This window comes from Waddlia chondrophila WSU 86-1044 (assembly GCF_000092785.1).
Classification (GTDB): Bacteria; Chlamydiota; Chlamydiia; order Chlamydiales; family Waddliaceae; genus Waddlia; species Waddlia chondrophila.
Map to the genome: position 1 here is coordinate 1,071,401 of NC_014225.1, position 23,422 is coordinate 1,094,822.

The 23,422-nt window shown below is 43.5% G+C and carries 16 protein-coding genes and 1 tRNA gene; 9 read left to right on the forward strand and 8 right to left on the reverse strand.

The genetic code is table 11. The features are described 5' to 3' along the window. Positions 1–2: 2 nt before the first annotated feature. From WCW_RS04830 to lpdA, 3 genes are read left to right on the forward strand one after another with little or no spacing between them, the layout of a single operon-like run. Complete coding sequence (locus WCW_RS04830; RefSeq protein ID WP_013182071.1) at positions 3–2,717, forward strand: 2-oxoglutarate dehydrogenase E1 component; 2,715 nt, start codon at positions 3–5, stop codon at positions 2,715–2,717. Positions 2,718–2,721: 4 nt separating this feature from the next. Further along, entirely contained in the window at positions 2,722–3,813 is a 1,092-nt protein-coding gene (gene sucB / locus WCW_RS04835) for a dihydrolipoyllysine-residue succinyltransferase (protein WP_013182072.1), read from the forward strand. A gap of 1 nt (position 3,814) precedes the next feature. Further along, a complete protein-coding gene (gene lpdA, locus WCW_RS04840) occupies positions 3,815–5,191 on the forward strand; it encodes a dihydrolipoyl dehydrogenase (RefSeq protein ID WP_013182073.1) in 1,377 nt (458 codons plus the stop codon). A gap of 1 nt (position 5,192) precedes the next feature. Here the strand turns inward: lpdA and WCW_RS04845 are convergent, their stop codons facing one another. The 8 genes from WCW_RS04845 to yidC form a co-directional block, all read right to left on the reverse strand. Continuing rightward, positions 5,193–5,759 (reverse strand): iron-sulfur cluster assembly accessory protein, encoded by a 567-nt coding sequence (locus WCW_RS04845; RefSeq protein WP_013182074.1) that lies wholly within the window; start codon positions 5,757–5,759, stop codon positions 5,193–5,195. Further along, positions 5,759–6,025, reverse strand: coding sequence for a 2Fe-2S iron-sulfur cluster-binding protein (locus WCW_RS04850; RefSeq protein ID WP_013182075.1), 267 nt, complete (start codon positions 6,023–6,025; stop codon positions 5,759–5,761). The genes WCW_RS04845 and WCW_RS04850 overlap by 1 nt, the downstream gene beginning before the upstream one ends. Before the next feature lie 64 nt (positions 6,026–6,089). Then, a complete protein-coding gene (locus WCW_RS04855) occupies positions 6,090–8,726 on the reverse strand; it encodes a RasGEF domain-containing protein (protein WP_013182076.1) in 2,637 nt (878 codons plus the stop codon). 68 nt (positions 8,727–8,794) lie between these two features. Further along, positions 8,795–9,904 carry a prolipoprotein diacylglyceryl transferase gene (gene lgt / locus WCW_RS04860; protein WP_013182077.1) on the reverse strand — a complete coding sequence of 370 codons (1,110 nt, stop codon included), beginning with the start codon at positions 9,902–9,904 and terminating at the stop codon, positions 8,795–8,797. Between the two features lie 43 nt (positions 9,905–9,947). Beyond that, positions 9,948–10,022, reverse strand: a tRNA-Pro gene (locus tag WCW_RS04865). Between the two features lie 49 nt (positions 10,023–10,071). Beyond that, positions 10,072–11,394: an adenosylhomocysteinase gene (ahcY, locus tag WCW_RS10145; protein ID WP_013182078.1), complete on the reverse strand. Its 1,323-nt coding sequence runs from the start codon at positions 11,392–11,394 to the stop codon at positions 10,072–10,074. 9 nt (positions 11,395–11,403) lie between these two features. After that, entirely contained in the window at positions 11,404–12,804 is a 1,401-nt protein-coding gene (dnaA, locus tag WCW_RS10150) for a chromosomal replication initiator protein DnaA (RefSeq protein WP_013182079.1), read from the reverse strand. 124 nt (positions 12,805–12,928) lie between these two features. Continuing rightward, positions 12,929–15,397: a membrane protein insertase YidC gene (yidC, locus tag WCW_RS04880; RefSeq protein WP_013182080.1), complete on the reverse strand. Its 2,469-nt coding sequence runs from the start codon at positions 15,395–15,397 to the stop codon at positions 12,929–12,931. Positions 15,398–15,525: 128 nt separating this feature from the next. On the opposite strand from yidC, the gene WCW_RS04885 reads away from it, so the two are divergent. The 6 genes from WCW_RS04885 (at position 15,526) to WCW_RS10265 (ending at position 23,421) form a co-directional block, all read left to right on the forward strand. Next, positions 15,526–17,325, forward strand: coding sequence for a bifunctional serine/threonine-protein kinase/formylglycine-generating enzyme family protein (locus WCW_RS04885; protein WP_013182081.1), 1,800 nt, complete (start codon positions 15,526–15,528; stop codon positions 17,323–17,325). A gap of 11 nt (positions 17,326–17,336) precedes the next feature. Then, on the forward strand, positions 17,337–17,801 hold the full coding sequence (locus tag WCW_RS04890; RefSeq protein WP_013182082.1) for a low molecular weight protein-tyrosine-phosphatase: 465 nt from the start codon (positions 17,337–17,339) through the stop codon (positions 17,799–17,801). Positions 17,802–17,905: 104 nt separating this feature from the next. Then, complete coding sequence (locus WCW_RS04895; RefSeq protein ID WP_013182083.1) at positions 17,906–18,247, forward strand: DciA family protein; 342 nt, start codon at positions 17,906–17,908, stop codon at positions 18,245–18,247. 19 nt (positions 18,248–18,266) lie between these two features. Next, on the forward strand, positions 18,267–20,774 hold the full coding sequence (gene gyrB / locus WCW_RS04900) for a DNA topoisomerase (ATP-hydrolyzing) subunit B (RefSeq protein ID WP_041941529.1): 2,508 nt from the start codon (positions 18,267–18,269) through the stop codon (positions 20,772–20,774). A 21-nt stretch (positions 20,775–20,795) separates the two neighbouring features. Beyond that, a complete protein-coding gene (gene gyrA / locus WCW_RS04905; RefSeq protein ID WP_013182085.1) occupies positions 20,796–23,258 on the forward strand; it encodes a DNA topoisomerase (ATP-hydrolyzing) subunit A in 2,463 nt (820 codons plus the stop codon). A gap of 1 nt (position 23,259) precedes the next feature. Beyond that, entirely contained in the window at positions 23,260–23,421 is a 162-nt protein-coding gene (locus WCW_RS10265; RefSeq protein WP_013182086.1) for a hypothetical protein, read from the forward strand. Position 23,422: the final 1 nt, after the last annotated feature.

Below are 23,422 nucleotides of genomic sequence, written 5' to 3' on the forward strand. Positions count from 1 at the left end.
AAATGGGATTTGAAAGATTAACTCTTTCCGGGTACGGCAACCTGGATCTGATTGAAGAACTATACGATCGCTACCAACAGGATCCTTCCAGTGTCGATCCAACATGGCGTGCAGCTTTTACAAGCATGATCTCCGATGAAGTGCCAGCAGCAATTGTTATTGATCAGTCCGCTCCGGCAGATTTACGCATAGATCGATTGATCCGCTCTTATCGTACTTGGGGGCATTTAAAAGCCGATATCAATCCTATCCGAACAACTCCGATAAAGCCGCCTTGGCAGCTGGATTTGGGGGTGATAGGATTTAAGGAAAGCGAGTTAAAGACAACCTTCCCCACAAACGGACTGCTTCATAAACCGGAAGCGCCTCTTCAGGAAATGATCGATGTGTTGGAAGCGATCTACTGCTCCAAAATCGGCGTCGAATATATGGGAATCCAAAACCTTGAAATGCAACACTGGATCCAGAAAAAAATCGAACCGAACAAGTTTCAAATTGCATTGACAATCGACCAAAAACGCTCGATTTTGCAACATCTAAATAAATCAGAGCTTTTTGAAGTTTTCTTGCATACAAAATATGTCGGGCAGAAACGTTTCTCTTTGGAAGGGGGAGAAACGCTGATTCCAATACTGGCAGCATTAATTGATACGGGCTCTGGCCTTGATATAGAGGAATTCGTGATCGGAATGGCCCATCGAGGCCGGCTCAACGTTTTATCCAATATATTAAAAAAATCTTACTCATTGATTTTCAGTGAATTCGAAGAAGGATATATTCCTTTGTCTTTCGAAGGGAGCGGCGATGTGAAGTATCACAAAGGCTTCAGTTCCAAAATCGATTTGAACGGAAAAAAGATCGATATTCGCTTAACTCCGAATCCAAGCCATCTTGAGGCAGTAAATCCTGTTGTACTTGGCCAAGTTAGAGCGTATCAGGATTCCATCGGAGACGAGAAAAGAGAGCATTCCTTGCCGATCCTCATTCATGGAGATGCTGCGATTGCGGGCCAGGGAATTATTTATGAAACGTTGCAGCTGTATGGGTTGGAAGGGTATGCGACAGGAGGTTCCATCCATCTCGTTATCAATAATCAGATCGGATTCACGACGACGCCTGAAAACGGTCGGTCGACTGGCTACTGCACAGATATCGCAAGGGCATTCGACGCTCCCGTTTTTCATGTAAATGCCGAAGATCCCGAAGGATGTGTCGCAGCTATTCATCTTGCAATCGAGCTTCGGCAAAAATTCCAATGCGACGTTTTTATCGATCTGAACTGCTACCGCAAGTATGGGCATAACGAAGGGGATGAGCCAGCGTTTACCCAGCCTCATGAGTACGACTTAATCCGCTCTAAAAAATCGATTCGTGAAATCTATCGCGATGACCTGATCAGTCAGGGCGTTCTTGAAAGAAAGATGGCTGAAGCATTGGAAGTGGAGTTCAAAGAAGCGCTTCAAGAAGCGTTGACGGGGCTGCGTCTGCCTGAGAAGAAATTTAATCAGGATGAGCCCCCCAAAAGGCATCAAAAGAAAAAAGGTCCCTTTGCTCCGGTTCAAACGGGAGTAGATCTTAAAACGTTGAAATTTGTTGCTGAGAAAATCTGCACTATTCCGAAAAATGTGACGGTACATCGCAAGCTGAAAAAGTTGATCAAAGAGCGCATGGAGATGGTGGAAGGCAAGAAAGGAGTTGACTGGGGCATGGGAGAAACACTTGCTTATGCAACTCTTTTGAATGAGAATCGGACGATCCGTCTTTCAGGTCAAGATTCATGCCGCGGCACATTCAGCCACCGTCACGCTGTATGGATGGATCAGAAAGAAGAAAAAGAATATTGTCCGTTTGATCGTTTAAACGGGAATTTTTACGTTTACAACTCTCCATTGTCGGAATATGCCGTCTTGGGATTTGAATTCGGTTATAGCTTTGCCAGACCTGACGCTCTTGTCTTGTGGGAGGCGCAGTTCGGCGATTTTTGCAACGGAGCACAAATCATTATTGATCAATTTATCTCGACGTCTGAAATGAAGTGGGGGCAGGTCAATAGCGTGACGTTATTGCTTCCTCACGGTTATGAAGGACAAGGACCTGAGCATTCGTCTGCCCGTATGGAACGCTTTCTTTCGCTTTGCGGCGATTGGAACATGCAAATTGTCAATCCCACACTTCCGGTACAAATGTTTCATCTTTTGCGAAGGCAATTGCACAAGCCAATGGAAAAGCCGCTTGTCATTTTTACTCCGAAAGGACTTTTGCGCCATCCTGAATGTGTGAACGATATCGGGGACTTTACAAAAGGGCATTTTCAGGAAGTTTTAGATGATCCTCTCAAACCAAAGAATATTGAGACTCTTGTTTTATGCAGCGGCCGCATGTTCTACGACCTCAATGCAGAAAGGCGCAAGCGAAAGAACGAGAAGATGGCGATTTTGCGGATCGAACAACTTTATCCCCTGTATAAAGAGAAGTTAACCGAGCTAATCGAATCGTATAAAGGGTTCAAGACCTGTTATTGGGTTCAAGAGGAGCCTGAGAACATGGGAGCCTGGGATTTTATCCGCCCCCAATTACTCAGTCTGCTTCCTAAAGGGGTTCAGCTGGAATATATTGGCCGCAGCCAGTCCGCATCGCCTGCGGTTGGCTCGTTCGCGCTGCACCAAAAACAGCACAAAAAAATCATCGAGGCGTTATTTGGAAAAGAGGAAGCATGAGATCATGAAAGAAGAAATAAAAGTTCCTGCGATGGGGGAGTCGATTACAGAAGCGACAGTTGGTCAGATTTTGAAACCTTCAGGATCGCACGTGAAAATGGATGAGGAGATCCTCGAACTGGAAACAGATAAAGTCAATCAAGTTTTGTATGCCAGTCAGACAGGTGTCTTGACGTTGACAGTTGAGACAGACGATGTCGTGAAAATCGACCAGGTGATTGGCTTAATTGACAGCGATGGTGGGAAACCGGAGAAAAAAGAAGAAAAAGCGTCCGCGCCTGTCCTTAAAAAAGAAGAGAAGAAGCCTGAAAAGGGGATTAGGCACTCTAGAGAAGCGTTTGTTGCGGAAATCGGCAAGCAGGAAAAGTCAGCGCCGCCGCCAACCATGAAAAAAGAACGAGGCGAGACACGCCGCCGCATGACTAAAATCCGCAAGGTAATTGCAAAGCGGCTAGTGGAAGCTCAAGCGGCAACTGCGATGCTTACGACATTCAATGAAGCGGATCTTTCACAGGTGATGAAGCTGCGTACCAAGTATAAGGAAGCGTTCATCAAAGAGCATGATGCAAAGCTCGGATTCATGTCTTTTTTCGTTAAGGCTGTTGTCTCTGCTCTGGAAACTTTTCCCGATATTAACTCCTATATTGACGGAGATGAAATTGTTCATCGAGACTATTACGATATCGGCATTGCCGTTGGAACAGAGCGCGGACTCATTGTTCCGGTTTTGCGTGATTGCGATCAGAAAAATTTTGCCGACATCGAAAAGGGGATTATCGAGTTTGCGGAAAAAGCGCGCGCAGGCACAATTTCCGTTGACGACCTTCAAGGAGGTGGATTTACCATTACTAATGGGGGAATTTACGGTTCCATGCTTTCAACACCGATTTTAAACCACCCGCAGGTGGGGATATTAGGAATGCACAACATTCAAAAGCGCGCGGTTGTCGTAAATGACGAGATTGTCATTCGGCCAATGATGTATTTGGCGCTTAGCTACGACCATCGCATTGTTGATGGAAAAGAGGCAGTTTCTTTCCTCGTTCATGTCAAGAACTGCCTGGAAGATCCATCCAGATTGCTATTGGGAGTGTAAAATGGAAGATTTAATTGTGATCGGATCAGGGCCTGCCGGATATGTCGCAGCCATTCGTGCAAGCCAGCTTGGATTATCTGTCGCTATTGTCGAAAAATATTCCACTTTTGGAGGGACATGTCTGAATGTCGGCTGCATTCCTTCAAAAGCATTGCTGCAATCTTCCGAACATTTTGCATTCATTGAAAAACATGCAGATGAACATGGAATTCAACTGAAAAATGCAACAGTTGACTTTAGCAAGATGATGAAGCGCAAAGAAGAGGTGGTTGCTAGTCTTGTTGGCGGGATTGAAGGGCTTTTGAAGCGGAACAAAGTGAAAACCGTGCAAGGGAGTGCCCGCTTTGTATCGCCTGAAGAGATTGAGGTGAATGGCAAAAAGATGCGGGCAAAGCACTTTCTGATTGCAACGGGATCCAAGCCGATCGAACTTCCTTTTTTACCTTTTGATGAAAAGGTCGTGGTCTCATCCACAGGAGCGCTTAGCCTGCCGTCTGTTCCAAAGAAAATGGTTGTTGTCGGAGCCGGAGTGATTGGGGTAGAACTTGCTTCGGTATATAGTCGACTCGGGTCGGAAGTGGCGATCGTCGAAATGTTGGATCGTATCACCCCTGCAATGGATAATCAGATTGGAAAAACTTTTCAGAAAATCTTATCAGCGCAAGGGTTGACGTTTCACCTTGGCGCGCAAGTGACTGATGCCAAAGTGTCAAAGAAAGGAGCCGAGCTCTCTGTTCGGATAAAGGGCAAAGAAAGCACCTTGAAAGCCGATGTTGTTTTGGTGGCCATTGGAAGAAAGCCTTATTCTGAAGGATTAGGGGTAGAAGAGATCGGCATTGCAAAAACAAAACAGGGCTTCATCGTTGTCGATGGCAATTTCTGTACGAACCATCCCAACATTTTAGCTGTTGGCGATATTATCGACGGTCCAATGCTTGCACACAGGGCATCGGAAGAAGCTGTTGCTGCTGTTGAGTCTTTGGCAGGCAAGTCCTCACATATCAACTACATGGCAATTCCCAACGTCATTTATACGATGCCGGAGGTTGCTGCTGTCGGTCTGACAGAAGAAGAGGGAAAGGAGATGGGGCTTGAGCTGATAACAGGCGTGTTTCCTTTCAAAGGGAATGCAAGGGCTCGTTGCGCAGGGGAAACAGAAGGAATAGTTAAGGTGATTGGGGAAAAAAACAGCGGCCGCCTGTTGGGAGTTCATCTCGTTGGCGCGAATGCTTCGGAAATGATTGGAGAGGGAGTTGTTGCAATTGAGAAAAGAGCAACGGTTAGGGAATTAGCCTACACATCTCATGCTCATCCAACGTTAAGTGAAGCGATTAAGGAGGCAGCTTTAGCTGCCTGCGAAAAACCCATTCACTTATGATCTAGTAACCGTGCGATGTACCGCATCCGCAAGCAGAGCGGACATTTGGATTGGTGACCTTGAAGCCGGAGTTTTGCAGAGCATCGATATAATCGATTTCGGCGCCCAATAAACGATCGACAAGAGCCTTATTGACATGGATTTCGATCTCCTGAGAAATGAATACCTCGTCATCTTCTTGAGCTTTTTCGGAATAATCCAAGACATATTCAAAACCGTTGCAGCCGGCCATCTTTTCTGTAAAGCGGATGCCCCAGCCGTTCTTCCCTTCTTCTTCAAGAATTTGGACGTACTTTCTTGCGGCGCGTGGAGTTAATGTAATCGTCGTACGGTCCGTTTCTTCGAGAAGTACTTGATTAAGTTTTTTGGTCAATCGTTGAATAGATTCCTGAGACATTCCATGTCCAAGCATGCCCACTTCAAGAGTTTCCCAGGTTGCAGCCTGGCAGCCGACGCAGTGAAGGCCTGCATTGGTAAGTTCTTGCGCAAGTTTTTGCGCTTTATGAGGATATTTACTGAGAATTTCCTCGATGGTCATTTGGGGATGGATCATTTCTTGTGTCGTCATTAGAAGGATACCGTAACTTCGCCTTGTTTAATTTTGCACTGGCAAGCCAAACGCTCATCTTGCGGATCATCCCCAAGAAAGTCAATCTCTTCTTGAGTAGGGTCGGAGAGATTTTCGCCGCCCTCCTTAATTTCAATGACGCAAGTCCCGCAAACACCTTCTGTGCAGGCAAAGGGGATTCCAGCTTCTTCGCACACTTCTTGAATAGCGGAGTTATCGGGAAGCTCGACTTCTTCTCCGGTTGTTTCAAATTTTAACTTTGCCATAAGAAAGACCTTCTATGAACTTAAACTAAGCATGATAGAGGATTTTACTGTAAATTTCAATGAATTATTCTCTCTGTTGTGCTTGGAGAGAGAGTGCGTATAGAGTGTTATCGTCTTGCTTACTGGCTAACTTAATCTCTTCTTCGATATTTCTTTTAGGTCGCATCATCGTTCTTCCTTGCTGGCCTTGAAGTGCAGTTTTGATGGTTGTTGAAAACTTTTCGATCAGATCATTGTTGACTACTTCGGAATCATCTTCTTGATAGAGCTTGTTCCCATCGTTAAAAAATGTAAGATCTTGAAGAAAAATACCCATAAATGGAATGCCTCCAGGATGTCCTTCCTGAAATTCTCTTGCAGCTTTATAACTAGACTCAGGGCTTGTATATGAGGCATTTCTTTTTTGTTGAGCTATTTTTTTTATAGGAACATCGTTCCATGCTTTCTTTAATCGAAAAATAGAAGAACTATCAAGAGCACTATTGATGATCGCAACTGTATTAAGGTCACCTTGCTTGACTGCCTTTGTTTGTAAATCAATGAAAAACTCGATCATACGGGCTTGCTCTTCGATAGTAGAGGGTTTACGTCCACCTTTGCCGTCAGGAACAGTTAAGATCACATACTGAAAATATTGGTTAAGATTATTAAACTGTGTAGAAAATTTTGAAAGATTTGGGCTTGTTGAAGCCTTTTCTGATTTAGACCATGCAAGCTTTGCAAATTCTGAAGGGAGAATCTTGAGGTAGGTGTTGCTGGTGAAAGCGGTGATATCTGCAAGATATTTATTAAGCAGTTCTTCACGTTTTTTGCTTTTGATCTTGCCTGCTGCAACGCCTGCAAGATCCGCTTGGAAATCTTGAGTTGCATCTTCAGGAGTGACATCCGATACAGCAGGAACTTCTTTTTTTTCAATTTTATTTTTTATTTCTAGGATAATTTTTTGTTCTTCTTCCAAATTTTTTTTATCTAAAATTTCCTCATCTTTGAGTTTTTCTTCATTTGATTGATAGCGATCATCTAATAATCCAACAAAATCTGATAATAGTTCAATTTCAGATGGGGCGATTTTATCGCTGAAACTCCAATTAAAAACCATTTTTAGGATAATTTCTTGTTCTTCTTTCAAATATTTTTTATCTAAAATTTCCTCATCTTTGAGTTTTTTTTCATTTGATTGATAACGATTCTTTAATAAGTCAATGTATTCTGAAGAACTCATCATCCAACGATAATTTATTTCAAAATTAGATCTGAGCTCTTCTTCTTCAGGATTAAAAACCTGATTAAAAAATTTCTCTTTTTTTAACCATTTATCTTTTGGAGATTTAAGCGGTTGAATCTCAGAGATTATCGGTTTAAGCGTCTGATTATAATTTTCCATTATTGCTTTACCCCATGTGGAGAGCTTTGTCAATGATGTGACAATACGGATAATTTTTTGAGATTCCTGATTCAATGAATTAAGCTTAGTTTTTAATTGCTTCTCTAAGTTTTTTTTTGCATCTTTTATTTTTGAAAGATCTTTTTTCTCTTTGTATTCCTCTAAGGCAGTTTTTAGATCTTGTAATTCCTGTGATTTTTTAATTTCTTCTGGTACATTTTTTTCTATTTCTGAAAGCCATTGATCAATGTCAAAATATTCCTCCTTTATTTCCATCTTAACGAACTTTTCTAATACAGAGCTGTAGAGTGTGTGTTGCTCTTTAACATCTGAATAGTGATGTTGACAAGCCTTTAAAACAACTTTCATTGCTTCAAGAGACTTCTTTCCTGTTCCGACTCCTCTCTCTCTCTTTTTCAGCTTTCCTATTCTGTGTCCGGCTCTAATAAAAGACTGTTTCTTTTCTTTTCGAATTTTGACCTTTCCATCAATATTTACCGTTTCAGAAGCGATTTTCTCCAACGCTTTCAGGCTAAGAGTTGTATGGTCAAACTCATCTGTTTCGCTATTTTTAGAGAGAGGGCACTTCGTGAATTCTCTTCCGATTTCTTTATCAAGTTCATCTGATTCATCTGATTTTCCGATTTTATCTAATTCTATTTCAATAGAAGGCGTTTTCGTTTTATGATCAGTTTTTTTAAACTTTTCGATTAGAAAATTGGCAGACCTGCTAACAAACTGAAGAACGCGCTCTTTAACTTGTTTTAGCTTTTCTCTCTTCGTTTGCGGCACAGGACTGAATGATACTACCTTTTCAGTAGTTTCCGGAAGTTTTCCTCTCTCCAATACTTCAAATTCCACTTCCAGAAAGCCAGAGCTTGAGCCCGATTGTTTTGTAAGATCTTCAACATTTTGTCCTTTACCTTCTTCTGCAACTAGTCTTCCTGAATCAACGGGCGGTTTCGATAACACTTTTTGAGCAATTTCTGTAATCTTTTTATAACTTTCATCATGTGTTTCTATTTTATATGTTCTTGGCTCCTCTTCTTTTTGATCAGTTTTCACCCCTTCATCAGTAATTGTTGTCTGGCTTAAATCTTTATACTCGAATTCTTCTTGCTGACCCACTTGATCCAGAATGTCTGTGATCATTTTAATCAGTTCTTTATTATTGCGATCTAAGGTACTACCGCCAATTTGGACAGTATATTTTTTGCCACTCGCCGCCAGCTTAACGGTTCCATCTTTCTCATTGAATGTAAATTGGGAGTGTGTGAGTGCTCCTGAATCAAAACCTGTAGAACTGTCGATGCTCATCTTTCCTCCGTTACTAATACTAATTACCTCACAAGAGTAATTATATTAATTTTTTTTTAAAATATCAATTAAAAAATTGAAGACTTTGAAAGCTTCTTTCCACAAAAGAGAAGGAAAATACCTAGGATAATAAACGGCAGGCTTAAATATTGTCCTGTAAGAAGGAACGATTCGTCAATCATCAATCCCTTGGAAACTTTGACAAATTCGACAAAGAAACGGGAGCCGAAAACAAGAATCATAAAAAGGCCAATCAAAACTCCCGGTTTTAATTGATTCCGTTTTCTACTCCACAATGTATAGAGAAAAATGAATGTGATTAGATAGCAGAAAGCTTCATATAACTGTGTTGGATGGCGGGGCAGCCCTCCTTCAGCTTCAAGAGGGTGAGCAAAGACGACAGCCCAAGGAGCTGTGGTTACTGGACCGATAATCTCCTGATTCATAAAATTGCCTATCCGTATCCAAACCGCCGTCATTGCTGTCGGAACGCAAAGGATGTCCAACAAGCAAAGAAAATTAAATTCGGGAAATTTTTCACGAATACTGCGTTGATATAAAAACAGGGCAAGAATGACACCAAGCGCACCGCCGTGGCTGGCTAGGCCTCCTTCCCAAACTTTAATGATTTCCAGAGGATTTTGTTGATAACGGGGCCATTCATAAAAAAAGACATGACCTAAGCGAGCGCCTACAACAGTGCCAATCACGATATACCAAGTAAGCCTGTCTGTAAGAAGAACAGCAAGTTCTTTAAGGGTTAACAACCCTTTGCCGAACAGTTTCTCCAGTTTTTCTCGTCCATAAGCAAGATAGGAGTGATTGACCGCTTGCAAAATGTCGTTTTTTGTTAACTCTACAGGCTCTTGCTTGATTTTCAAGCGATTCAAATTCTCTCGCGTTTTTTGCGAGAGCTTTTGATAAATAGGATAAAGAGGGTGTTCTTTTTTTCCGCTAACCTGTCTAAGAGATTGAACAACATGAGGCCAGCTAGCGATATCTCTCGGTAAGATCTTTTCTGTTTGAGACAACTTTTGGCGTATCATGGGGAGGATGATAAAAAATCCCAAGATAAACCCTATTGCAAAACAGACTCCATACCACGCAATCGGGTGATGGATGAAGGGAAGTGTAAAAATAAATCTAGGCGGATCCCAATGTAACCAAGCTAAATGCATAAGCAAAAAAAAAGCTCCAACAAATAGTTATTGGAGCAGTTAATCGGAGTAGAGGGATTCGAACCCCCGACCTACTGCTCCCAAAGCAGCCGCGCTAGCCAAACTGCGCTATACTCCGTATCAAACGAAGCTTAGATCTTATCAATTTGTCCTTTTTTCTACAAGATCTAATACAAATATTGATCGCTTTTGTAAGGGCCCTCTATGGAAATCCCTAGATATTCGGCTTGTTCCTCAGAGAGCGTTGTCAGGTGTACGCTGAGTTTGTTTAAATGCAGCCTGGCAACTTTTTCATCGAGCAGCTTGGGAAGGCGGTGGACTCCGATCGGATAATCGCCTTGGTTCGTCCACAACTCGATTTGGGCAAGGATCTGATTGCAAAATGAATTGGACATGACAAAAGAAGGATGGCCATGGGCACAGCCTAAATTGACTAATCGACCTTGAGCCAATAAAAGAAGTGATTTTTCTCCGCCTTTCCAGATGTACTGATCCACTTGAGGCTTGATATTCACGCAGGAGAGATCGGGATTGCTGTTTAACCAATCGACATCGATTTCGCAGTCAAAATGTCCAATATTGCAAAGAATGGCTCCGTCTTTGATCATCTCCATGTGCTCAGCTCTGACAACTCCTTTACATCCTGTTGCGGTAATTACAATATCTGCCATGGGCGCTGCCATCTCAACTGTCACAACAGGAAAACCGTTCATTGCTGCTTGATATGCGCAAATGGGATCGATTTCTGTGACATATACTCGGGCACCCAAACCAGCCATCGCTTCCGCACACCCTTTGCCAACATCGCCATAGCCGCAAACAACAACGATCTTTCCTGCAATCATAGTGTCTGTTGCACGTTTGATTCCGTCAATGACAGACTCTTTACAGCCATAATAGTTGTCAAATTTCGATTTTGTCACAGAATCATTGACGTTGATTGCAGGCACCTTCAAAGCGCCGCTTTTAAACCGTTTTTCAAGATTGCGAACTCCTGTGGTGGTTTCCTCCGATAATCCGACCACTTTTGAAAGGAGGTTCGGAAATTTATCGTGAACAACGTTGGTGAGATCTCCGCCGTCGTCTATGATCAAATTCAGAGGGCCGTCTTCAAACATCAATGTCTGTTCAATGCACCAAAAATACTCTTCTTCAGTCATTCCTTTCCAGGCAAACACAGGAACGCCTTGATGAGCAATCGCAGCAGCAGCGTGGTCTTGGGTAGAGTAGATGTTACAAGAAGACCATCTGACCTCTGCACCTAAAAGAAGAAGAGTTTCGATCAAGACCGCTGTTTCGATAGTCATGTGCAAGCACCCGGCGATCCTCGCACCCTCCAAAGGTTTGCTTTTGCTATATTCCCTCCTTAAGGCCATTAACCCCGGCATCTCTTTTTCTGCCAGCTGAATTTCACGGCGCCCCCATTCGGCAAGGCGTAATCCTTCGCCGGTTTGGGGATCGAGATTGTCTTTGATTTTGAAAGGTTTCATCGCTTGTTCTTATTTGTGAAGAATTTTAGTAATTCCGTTTAATTGGTCGATCACTTCTTTATTGTTTTCATCCAACTGTGATTGAACGGTTTTGATACTGGAAATCACTGTTGAATGATCTCTGCCAAATACCGCTCCCAATTTTGTATAAGGAATTTTAAGTTTTTGACGGCAAAAATACATCGCCAGCTGACGAGGAACAACATATTCCCTTTTTTGGTTTTTCGAAAGAATATCCTGCTTGCAGATGCCAAAATATTCGGCAACAATCTGAATAATTTTTTCTGGAGTCAGCGCGGAGAGACTTTCTTTTTCGATCAAGTCTTTCAGTAAATGTTTTGCCAGCTGAACTGTGATTGGCGCAGACGCCTTTTTCTGTTCCCGCATGCGTAAATGATGCCGCATCAACAAAGATTCAAGGGCAGCAGCAATCGAATTGGTTGTACTGGAAAACATCTCAAGCAAAAATTCTTCCACTTTTGGATGAAGCTGAGTATCAAACGCTTTGGCTTTCCGTTGAATCACTTTTCGCATATCTTCTTTGGGAAGGGGATTGAGCGGCAGCACAATTCCCCACTCAAAACGGCTGATAAGACGTGGCTCAATATGCTGCAATTCTTGAGGCGCGCAATTTGCGCTCAGTATGATTTGCTTTCCGGCAAGATGAAGAGCATTGAAAGTGTGGAAAAGCTCCTCTTGAGTCGCCCATTTTTTGGAAAATAGATGCACGTCATCAATCAACAATACATCAACACTACGGTAAGCTTGTCGAAATAAGCTCATTTCGCCGGCACGGATTGCCGAAACTACGTGCACAGTGAAAGTTTCTGATCGAACGTAAAGCGCTTTTTTATGGCTGCAATTGATTGCATGGGCTGTCGCCATGAGTAAATGGGTTTTTCCAGTTCCTTTGCCGCCAAATAAAAAAATTGGATTAAATGACGCAAGCTCACTGGGATTGGAAACGACTTGTGATGAAATGGGGTCGTAATTTGTCGTTTTAAACAAGAGCTTATGAGCAAGAAGGTTTGATTCTGAGGGGATGAAGTGGTCGAAAGTAAAAAGAGGGTCTAATTCATCAAAAGCCAATGTGAAGGCGGGAGGAATATTTTTGACTTTTGAAGCCGCCTTTTTAGGTTTGCCCAATCCTTTGACCGATAAATGAACTTTAATCTGTTTCCGGTTATTGTTAACAAGATGCTTATTCGCTTTCTTACGGACATGCTCCTCGAACCACATCACTTGAAAAGCGTCTTTAGCTTCCAAATAAAGATTGCAGGCATCGAAATCGGCCACTTTAAGGGAATACAGCCATTTCTTAGCTGTTTCCAGACCGATCTCTCTTTCCATCTCCTTAAGAAAAAGATCCCAAGCTTGCATTTTTCCAACTTTTTGATATATACCGATCATGCTTCAGAATTAAATTCCGGGCGCCTCCTTGCCTGAAAATTTAATTTTGAAACATGATCGGTATAAGAGACGTTCTCTAAAATGTATTTTTTAAAATTTTTTATTTAAAAATACAAGGAAAAAGCTACCTTTTTTTTCTTTTTTGCTTTCCTTTTGCTAATGGAACTGTCTGAATTTCAATCGGATTTGCTTTGAATTTTCTCTGCGTCCACCATTGCTGCAAAATGCCTAGCAGCATAGATGAAAGCCAGTAAATGTTTAATCCGGATGGAAAGTGGTAGAACATGACAGAGAATACTGCTGTCATCATTGTTCCCATTGTCCTTTGCTGTCTTTGCTGCTCAGTCATTAAATTCGGATCCTTGGGAGCATTAGACATCGTCCGTTGCTGAATGAACATGACAACTCCAAGTAGGATCGGGAGCAAGTGAAATTGGTTTCCGATAAAGAAAATCGGCGTTTTCCAGCTGAAAAGAACATCCGGCGCTGCAAGGTTGTCTATCCATCCGGGAATAAAAGGAGCCCCTCGAAGTTCAAAGGTCGATTTTAACAGGTCGAACATTCCAATGAGAAATGGCAGCTGGATTAACATGGGAAAACAACCGGAGATTGGATTCACCCCGCGAGACATGTAGAGATTAGTCACTTCCAGTTGCGCTTTTTTCGGATCTTTTTTGTGTTTTTCCTGAATCGCTTGCACTTCCGGTTGAAGCTGCTGCATTTTCAGCATCGATTTTGTCGACCATGCATTAAGAGGGTAGAGCATCACGCGCAAGGCAATTGTAAGCAGGATGATAGAAATACCCCAAGATCCTGTCAGATGATGAAAAAATTTCATGAGGACAAAAAGAAACTTGGAGAAAGGAGCGGAAATGAATGAAAACCATCCGTGGAATGTTTGCGACCCTTTGTAATCCGGATTGTAGCCGGTCTCTGGATTAGAGTAGAGATGATCAACTGTTGTCAAGGTTTTATCTCCGAACGGTCCGGCAAAAATGCGAAAATTCATGGTTCCCCCTTTTGAATTTAAAGGGAGCATCATGAGATAGCCCGGGAGTTTGGATGCTTGAAAACGGTCGTACTCTTCTCCAACAAGCACAAGGCGTGAAGGCATCTCTTCACCATCGATATGCAGCACTCTTAGTCCATCGTCAATGGGCGATAAAGGATCCAGGATAATTCCAAAAAAACCGTTTGAATTGCAGATCCAATCGGGAACTACAGTACTCATGGTGAGTGAATCCTTGGGTTTATCGAGGTTGTTCACCTCGACCTTTCCTTGTCGTGTCAGCCGGTATTTCAAAGCCGGAGCAGGTGCATTAGAAATCCATTCGACATCGGGAACTCCAGTCGTCAGCCAAAGGCCTCTGGAGTCTCCTTCAACAGTGATGGATAAGTTAACAATATAAGGTGCGTTCTTTTGCTCGTCGAACGAGTAGGTTTTAATGATTTTTCGATTATTTTGAGATGCTTCGAAAACAATTTTGTTTTTGTCGAAATGAGTGACTCGGTAAGGAAGCGTTGCAATTTCCGGGTATTTTGAGACGATGTTGAGTGCATAGTTTTCCGGCAGTACTTGAATGGAAGGTTTTGCTCCTTTTTGAATGAGATCCCGTCTTAACAATGGATAATAGCCGCCTAAGCGTCCTTTGCTGTTCTCTACGAAAGGACCGGTTGGCGACTCTCCGGGGGTATAGTAGGATTGGAGTGGAAAACGAGCGTCATAAGGATGCTGTTCTTCAATTTCCTTGTCAAATTCGATCTCTTTGACAACGCTTTTTTGATTTTCACCTGTTTCAAAAGGAAGGTTGATTTCAACCAACGCTCCTCCAGTAGTTGAGAAAACGAGCTGTTGATAGTCGTTTTCCAAAACATAGTATGCCTCCTCGACTTCTTGCTGCAGCTCGGGAACCATCGGCTTTTTGGTTTCAGTAGCCAACCCCTTGAACTGTTCCAACTGGATGAGTGCATTCCCTTTTGATAAATAAAGACCGACAGGCAAATAAGCGTTTCCACTTTTCATTAGGGCGATTGCAGAGTGCGGCAGTTTAACTTCTTCGACATTTTCTTCGACGTCGGCTTTTAGTGATTGCAATTCTACGACAGGTATGCTGAATGCGCCATCGATGTAGCTCCCAAGCAAAACCTGATCCGGGTTAAATGAGACAAGCTGCAGTTCATAATTGCCGAAATAGGGGAGATCGGCGGTCTTGAGAAGCTGGCGATCGTTTTTTGCGTAGACAACCGGGCCTTCAGCGGATTGAAAAATCAACTTGAGTTCTTCATCCTCAACGAGAACAGTTTCCGGCAGTTGAGATGTCCAGCGGGTTGTGATCACGGCATCGCCGATGCGCAGCGCTTTGGCGAGAGGTTTGCCGTCATTGCTTGCAAGAGAAACAGTCGGCATCTCTTGAAAAGAAACTGTTTTATTGGCAACTTCGGCTTGAAGTTCGATCATTTTTTGCTGTTTTTTAGCCTTTTCTTGTGCATGCCACTCCTTTAAATGATCCCGATTGCGGTGCTCAAAAAACATATTGACGGCAAGAAGGGTTAAGGAAAGGGATAAAACAAAAAAGATCGTACGTCTGTCCATATACTCTCAACTTTATAGTGAAATAAAAAGGGAGATCATATCATGGGAAATCTGTTAAATAAAAGGGAAATTTTCCATTGAAACATTGTTTGGGATGATGGTATGGTTTCTATCCGAGGTGTAAGATAATGAATGGAACGTTGCGGATTTTAGGCGATTACGAAATCGTTAAGCAAATTGGGCAAGGAGCATTGGGAAGCGTGTTTCTTGCTGAACATCGGTTTATGAAAAAGCCATTTGCGTTGAAAGTTTTCCCTGAAGATCTCTGTTCGGATCGGGGGTTTATCCAACGGTTTGAAGAAGAGGTAGCGCATCTGGCGACTCTCAATCATCCCCATATTGTTAAGATCCATAATATTTCATACGATCAAGGCATCTATTTTCTCGTTTCTGATTGCATCGTAGATGCGGATGGTGAACACACGAACCTCTACCACCATCAACAAGGACAAAGCCGCCCTCTTCAAGAAGATGAAATTTACCAAATGCTCCATCAGATCGCTTCAGCGCTCGACTACGCCCATAATATTAAGGGGAAAGGAGCGGGAATTGCTCATAGAGGCATTAAATTGAATAATATCTTAGTTGGAAGAGGAAGTGAAGGGATTCACCTTTATCTTTCCGACTTTGGCCTTTCCAAAGTGATGGGATCAGGCACATTCCTTACCCGCACTTACCACTCCATTGCAGAAACGCTTGGTATTTCGCTGCAGCAGGGCACTATTGAGATGGAGAAAGCAATTCCTCTCCATCAATCATTTATTCAGGGATATGCATTTTTGGCGCCGGAACAAAAAGATGCAGCTCTTAAAATCGAGCAGAATTCGCTTACAGACAGTTATGCATTCGGAGTCTTAGCCTACTACTTACTGACTAAAGAACTGCCAGAAGGATATTTTGATCTTCCAAGCGTCCGGCTAGATCGTCCAGCATATGACTGGGACCAACTTGTTAAATTTTGCATGCAGAAACGTCCTGAAGAACGTCCTGCACAGCTTGTTTCGTTGATGGAATCTTTAAAGAAGGGGTCTCGAACAGAGCCACTTAAAGAAAAAAATCAGGTTGCAGAGGTTAATTTAAAACCCGTGCTTCATCACGCAACGTTAGAAAGGCCCATTCTCGATCCTAATCCCGCATCTGTTTTCCAAGTTGATCCGATGGTCAAACAATACACTCCTGAGCAAAAAGAGAATATCGAGATAGAGCCTATCCATACAGAAATGGTAGTGATTGAAGGGGGAACCTTTACTCGAGGAAGCAGTCAAGGCAACCGCGATGAGATGCCTAAGCACGAGATCTCGATAGACAGTTTTGCAATTGATATCCATCCCGTGACCAACGAACAATTTGTCAGATTCCTCGAAGCGATGGAAGGGATCAAAGATAGCAACCACAATGACTTGATCAATCTTAAAGAATCGCGCATCCATCGCAGCAGGGGGAAGTGCACGATTGAATCGGGCTATCTCAAACACCCCGTTGTTGGAGTCACTTGGTACGGGGCTGTTGCTTATGCAAAATGGTTAGGCAAACGGCTTCCGACAGAGGCTGAGTGGGAAGTTGCTAGCCAAAGCCATAAAGATCATGCGGAATATCCGACGGGAAACGATATTGAAAAGACGCAAGCGAATTTTTTCAGTTCCGATACAACATCCGTCATGAGTTACCCTTCAAATGACAACGGTCTTTATGACATGGCAGGAAATGTCTATGAATGGTGCCAAGACTGGTATGGCTATAATTATTACGAGATCTCTGTTCAAGAACCTTTTAACCCTACCGGGCCGCTGCAAGGGGTTTATCGTGTGCTTCGCGGCGGCTGTTGGAAAGGGTTGAAAGAAGATTTAAGGAGTGCAAAGCGGCACCGCAACAATCCGGGAACCGGCAATAGCACTTACGGTTTCCGATGTGCAGCGGATGTGAGGTGAGATAGATCCATATGGTCTCCATTTTATTTGTTTGCTTAGGAAATATTTGCCGCTCTCCTTGTGCTGAAGGGGTTTTGAAGCATTTCGCAAAAGAGGACGGACTTGACCTTCATGTGGAAAGTTGCGGTTTGGGAGATTGGCATGAAGGGCAGCTCCCGGATGAAAGGATGCGAAAAACAGCTCAAGCTAGAGGGATTGTTTTAAATAGCCGGGCAAAGGGGTTCCGTCCAGAATTTTTCGATGTTTTCGATTGGATTTTAGCTGCTGACAAAAGCGTTCTCGATGAGCTGCATAAGAAGACTGACTCTCCTACACACAAAGCAAAAATTCATCTAATGACCAAGTTCAGCAAAAGCCATTTAGGAAAAGATGTTCCCGATCCCTATTACCATGAAATTGCGCAATTCGAATACGCAATGGATATCATCGAAGATGCATGCAGAGGGATTTCCGAGCGCTTAAAAAAAAAATCCTAACCCGCTCTTTATCTCGATTTTCAACAAAAAAAAATACCCTGTTTTCTCTTCCCCCTTTACCATGAAATATGGTACAATGGCTTTTTCATGATACAAGGTCAAACATGGCAAATGAGTATTTAAAAAGGCGGTATCGCGGACGTTATGAAACAGCATTGACAACTCGTGATTTAGGTTCCGTTTTAACAAAAGTGCTCATTAATATTAACGCCAGGCAGCAAGAACGGCCGGATCTGATTTTAGCCTATTGGCCTCAAGTCGTCGGCCCTGCAATTGCTCCTTTGACACGCGCTGTTTCCTTTTATGAAGGGGTCTTAACGATAAAAGTTAAAAACTCAACACTGCACAGTCTTTTATCGCTTGAAGAAAAACCAAGAATATTAGCTGCCTTAAGGCAAAAATTTCCCAATGTAACCCTTTCCGATATTGCATTCAAAATCGGATAATAGAAAAACAGGCTGTTTCATGAGCAATCAAACTTTAGAGACAAAGGAACCAGAGCCAATGAGCAAGGAGTACAACGCAAGTTCGATCACGGTTTTAGAGGGCTTGCAAGCAGTTAGGGAACGGCCAGGAATGTATGTCGGCGACACCTCCACCTCCGGGCTTCATCAACTTGTTTACGAGGTGGTTGACAACTCTATTGATGAGGCGATGGCAGGCCATTGCTCTGAAATTTATGTCATCATTAACGCAGACGGATCAATTACTCTTGAAGACAACGGACGAGGAATTCCCATTCAGAAGCATGAGAAAGAGTCGCAAAAGCAAGGAAGGGAAGTCTCTGCGCTTGAAGTTGTCATGACAACTTTGCATGCAGGAGGTAAATTCGATAAAGAAACCTATAAAGTCTCCGGCGGTCTCCATGGTGTGGGCGTCTCTTGCGTGTGTGCTCTTTCTTCAAAAATGATTGTTAACGTCTATAAGGACGGGCGCGTTTGGGAGATGCATTTTTCTCAAGGGAAAGTGATTAAATCGCTTGCTGACATGGGAGCAACATCGAAAAAAGGAACGCGCATCACTTTTTGGCCGGATGAAACGGTCATGACAGTCACAGAATTTGATTACGACATTCTTGCCAAACGTTTAAGAGAGCTGGCTTTTCTTAACCGGGGAATCAGCATTTTCTTTCAAGATGAAAGGCATGACGATAAAGACGATGTGAATTTCAGATATGATGGAGGTTTAAAGTCATTCGTCAGCTATCTGAATGAAAATAAGAACGCCATTTTTCCCGAGCCGATCTATTTCTACGGCACCAGAGAAGGCGATGACGGGCCGATCGATATTGAAGTTGCGATGCAATGGAACGACGGCTACAACGAAACAATTTTTTCTTACGTCAATAACATCAGCACGGCTCATGGTGGAACTCATCTTACAGGGTTTTCCACTGCGTTAACTCGGGTTTTAAACAATTACATTAAAACCCATAATCTGTTGAGAAGCGATAAGATCGGGATTTCGGGCGAGGATATGCGCGAGGGATTGACTGCTGTGATCTCGGCAAAGGTCGCTAATCCTCAATTTGAAGGGCAGACAAAACAACGATTGGGCAATAGCGACGTTGGGTCTGTCGTTCAGCAAATTACTGGAGAGGAGTTGGGAATTTTCCTCGATGAACACCCATCGATTGCCAAGACGATTTCCGACAAAGCAATTTTAGCAGCCAAAGCGCGCGAAGCGGCACGCAAAGCCAGGGAGCTGACATTGCGGAAATCCGCTTTAGACAGCGCTCGTCTTCCAGGAAAACTGACAGATTGCCAGGAAAGAAATCCGGAGCTGTGCGAACTTTACATCGTTGAGGGTGATTCGGCAGGAGGATCGGCAAAATCCGGTCGCGACAGAAGATTTCAGGCGATCCTGCCGATTCGCGGTAAAATTCTCAATGTCGAAAAGGCAAGATTGGAAAAAGTCTTGCAAAACACTGAAGTAGGCACAATCATTTCCGCATTAGGCTGTGGAATCGGAACAGAAGGATTCGATTTAGGCAAGCTCCGCTACCACAAAATTATTATCATGACTGACGCCGATGTGGACGGTTCTCACATTAGAACGTTGCTTTTGACATTTTTCTATCGTCATATGCCGGCGCTGGTGGAGAACAACCATATTTATATTGCGCAGCCGCCTCTCTATCTGGTGACTCGGAAAAAAAGCAAACAGTACATCCACTCGGAGAAAGAAATGGATGAATATTTGTTAAAGCTTGGAATCAGCGACATTGTCCTGAAAAAAGAGACCGATGAGCAGCCGATGGATAAAGAGTCTGTTGAAGCCTTGATGAATGTGATTGTCGATCTCGAATCGTTTCTCACACGGATCGAGAAGAAGGGGATGAGCTTTCGCGAGTTTCTCGAAGCGAAAAATGAAGAGGGGCAATATCCTCGCTTCCAAATTGAAACAGTAGAAGGTTTTCGATTTGCCTATTCTTCCGATGAGTTCGAAGCATTAAAAACTGCTGATGAGGAAGCTCAAAAGCTGCAGCATGAGCAGAAACTTGCTTCCATGCCCGAAGCGGAAATTACCGACGATATGCGAGTGTTTAAAGCTAAGAGGCTTCATTTTATCGAACTCTACGAGCCTGAAAACTTGGAGAAGTTGATCAACCGCATCAAGCCGTTCAATTTTAGCTTTGAGAATTATTTACTTGTGAATGGCCCCTTATTGACGGTTCGGACTGAGAATGGAGAGGATGTTCTCTGCCACACTTTACGCGAAGTGATCGATTTAATCAGAGATAACGGGCGAAAAGGGATTGAGATCCAACGTTACAAAGGTTTGGGTGAAATGAATGCGGATCAGTTGTGGGAAACAACAATGGATCCTGAGAAGAGAACTTTAATTAAAGTGACTCTTCCTGATGCTGTTGCGGCCGACCATATGTTTACGATGTTGATGGGCGATGAAGTGCCTCCAAGGCGCGCTTTCATCGAGCAGCACGCTTTATCAGTCAAAGATCTGGACATCTAAGAAGGAAATAGGAAGTCAAACATGAGTTATACGGAAAATGAATTAATTATCCCTCGCAATGTCGAAGATGAAATGAAAGACAGTTACCTTAGGTATTCGATGTCTGTGATCATCTCACGCGCTCTTCCCGATGCACGTGACGGTCTAAAGCCTTCTCAGAGACGCATCTTGTATGCGATGCGTTTGTTGAACTTGAGTCCTGGCGGCAAGCATCGTAAGTGTGCGAAAATTTCAGGAGACACCTCAGGAGATTTCCACCCTCACGGTGAACAGGTGATCTATCCAACGCTTGTCAGAATGGCGCAACCTTGGATGATGAGGTATCGGCTTGTCGACGGACAGGGAAACTTTGGTTCTGTCGATGGCGATCCACCGGCTGCCATGCGTTATACTGAAGCGCGTCTGACTCACGCATCCATTCAGTTGATGGACGACCTTGATAAGAATACTGTCGATATGGTGCCGAACTATGATGAGACGCGAAGTGAGCCAACTGTTTTTCCGGCAAAATTCCCCAACCTGTTATGCAACGGCTCCTCTGGAATTGCTGTCGGGATGGCAACAAATATTCCTCCTCATAATCTCAAGGAATTGATCAATGCAACAAAACTTGTGCTTGACAATCCAAATACGTCTATCCAAGAAATTATGCAGGTAATGCCTGCTCCCGATTTCCCAACAGGCGGTATCATTTGCGGATATCGCGGGGTCAAAGAAGCCTATCACACCGGCCGCGGTAAAATTATTTTGCGCGGAGTGGTCAATATTGAAGAGAAAAAAGACCGAGAGATCCTGGTCATTGACCAGATCCCTTACAACGTGAACAAATCCCGGCTGATCGAACAAATTGCGGAGCTGACAAATAATAAATCTGTCACGGGAATATCTGACTTGCGCGATGAATCCGATAAAAGCGGAATGCGGATTGTGATCGAGTTAAAGCGAGGGGAAATTCCCGATGTAATCATCAACCAGCTCTACAAATTTACCGATCTTCAGGTCACATTCGGCTGCAACATGCTCGCGCTGGATAAAGGGCTTCCTCGAACAATGAACATCAAGCAGTTGATCGGCTCGTGGGTGGATCACAGGATAGAGGTTGTTCGCCGCCGTACGCGCTACGAGCTTCAAAAAGCCGAAGCGCGCTTACATATCCTTGAAGGGTATTTGAAGGCAATTGACAATCTTGATGAAGTGGTCAAAATCATCCGTGCGAGTAATCATAGAGAAGAAGCCAAGGATGCCTTGATCGAGCATTTTGAATTCTCGATCAAACAAGCGAACGCTGTTCTCGATCTGAGATTGTATCAGTTGACAGGATTAGAAAGGGATAAGATTCAATCTGAGTACGACGAGCTTTTGAAAAAAATCGAATATTACAGGGCTGTTTTGGCAAGCGAACAGATGGTGCGCGACATCATCAAAGAGGAGCTTGACGAGATACAGGTGAAACATAAATCCGAACGCGCAACACAAATTGTTGAAGCGGAAGGGGATATGGATATTGAAGATCTGATTGCCAACGAGCCTGCAATCATTACGATTTCTCAGGATGACTATATCAAGAGAATGCCTGTTGACACCTTTCGCGAGCAAAGGCGCGGAGGGACAGGGGTTGTCGGCTTTAATCAGAAAAAAGAAGAGGATGTTCTTAAGGGCCTTTACGTTGCCAATACGCATGATCATCTGCTTGTTTTTACGAACCTTGGCCGCTGCTATTGGTTAAAAGTTTGGCAAATCCCCGAAGGAAGTCGACGTTCAAAAGGAAAACCTTTAGTCAATCTTCTTTCTGATATCAGGTCTGAAGAGTCAATCGCGACCGTTTTGCAAACCTCAAATTTTGAGGGGGACCGCTATGTTCTGATGGCAACGCGCAACGGCATCGTGAAAAAAACACCAATAGACGCATTCAGCAATCCAAGGCGCAATGGGATATGGGCGATTGACATTGTCGAAGGCGATGAGCTTGAAGGCGCACGCTTGGTAGAAGGGGAGCAGCAGGTCATGCTCTTTACTCATAACGGCATGGCTGTTAGGTTCGACCATCACAAAGTAAGATCAATGGGACGGATGGCGCGTGGAGTCAAGGGAGTGTCTTTGAAAGGCGATAACGACCGCGTGGTTGGCTGCGAAGTCGTTTCTGGAAACGAGACAGTTTTGATCGTTTGCGAAAATGGTTTTGGAAAAAGATCGACAGTCAGCGACTTTAGGCAGACCAACCGAGGCGGCGTCGGCGTTCGCTCCATCATTACCAGTGAACGCAACGGAAAAGTTGTAGGCGCAGTCTGTATTACAGATGACGACGGGTTGCTTATGATGTCTTCTTCGGGTCAAACGCTGCGCATCAGCATGAAAGATCTTCGTGTCATGGGAAGAAATACGCAAGGAGTCAAGTTGGCTAACTTGCGCGAGGACGACATTCTTGTCGCCATTCAAAAGGTTGAGTCTGCTGAAGAAGAGGATGATGAAGAGGAGACATGCTGAAATGAACGCAAAAATTAGGAATTTGACAAGGAGGCGCTCTAAATTTGAGCCAGGCGAAGCTGGCGCTGAAGCAGCTCAACCTGAACAGGTTGAGCGATGCAAGCGGGCCTCAAAATTAGAGATTGCCGACGATGTCAGAAACCAATTTTTGAGTTTATTTTAGC

Bases quoted from the DNA above. Each gene is read 5' to 3' on its own strand.
- WCW_RS04830 (WP_013182071.1), top strand. From the start codon at position 3: ATGGGATTTGAAAGATTAACTCTTTCCGGGTACGGCAACCTGGATCTG.
- sucB (WP_013182072.1), top strand. From the start codon at position 2,722: ATGAAAGAAGAAATAAAAGTTCCTGCGATGGGGGAGTCGATTACAGAA.
- lpdA (WP_013182073.1), top strand. From the start codon at position 3,815: ATGGAAGATTTAATTGTGATCGGATCAGGGCCTGCCGGATATGTCGCA.
- WCW_RS04845 (WP_013182074.1), bottom strand. From the start codon at position 5,759: ATGACGACACAAGAAATGATCCATCCCCAAATGACCATCGAGGAAATT.
- WCW_RS04850 (WP_013182075.1), bottom strand. From the start codon at position 6,025: ATGGCAAAGTTAAAATTTGAAACAACCGGAGAAGAAGTCGAGCTTCCC.
- WCW_RS04855 (WP_013182076.1), bottom strand. From the start codon at position 8,726: ATGAGCATCGACAGTTCTACAGGTTTTGATTCAGGAGCACTCACACAC.
- lgt (WP_013182077.1), bottom strand. From the start codon at position 9,904: ATGCATTTAGCTTGGTTACATTGGGATCCGCCTAGATTTATTTTTACA.
- ahcY (WP_013182078.1), bottom strand. From the start codon at position 11,394: ATGAAACCTTTCAAAATCAAAGACAATCTCGATCCCCAAACCGGCGAA.
- dnaA (WP_013182079.1), bottom strand. From the start codon at position 12,804: ATGATCGGTATATATCAAAAAGTTGGAAAAATGCAAGCTTGGGATCTT.
- yidC (WP_013182080.1), bottom strand. From the start codon at position 15,397: ATGGACAGACGTACGATCTTTTTTGTTTTATCCCTTTCCTTAACCCTT.
- WCW_RS04885 (WP_013182081.1), top strand. From the start codon at position 15,526: ATGAATGGAACGTTGCGGATTTTAGGCGATTACGAAATCGTTAAGCAA.
- WCW_RS04890 (WP_013182082.1), top strand. From the start codon at position 17,337: ATGGTCTCCATTTTATTTGTTTGCTTAGGAAATATTTGCCGCTCTCCT.
- WCW_RS04895 (WP_013182083.1), top strand. From the start codon at position 17,906: ATGGCAAATGAGTATTTAAAAAGGCGGTATCGCGGACGTTATGAAACA.
- gyrB (WP_041941529.1), top strand. From the start codon at position 18,267: ATGAGCAATCAAACTTTAGAGACAAAGGAACCAGAGCCAATGAGCAAG.
- gyrA (WP_013182085.1), top strand. From the start codon at position 20,796: ATGAGTTATACGGAAAATGAATTAATTATCCCTCGCAATGTCGAAGAT.
- WCW_RS10265 (WP_013182086.1), top strand. From the start codon at position 23,260: ATGAACGCAAAAATTAGGAATTTGACAAGGAGGCGCTCTAAATTTGAG.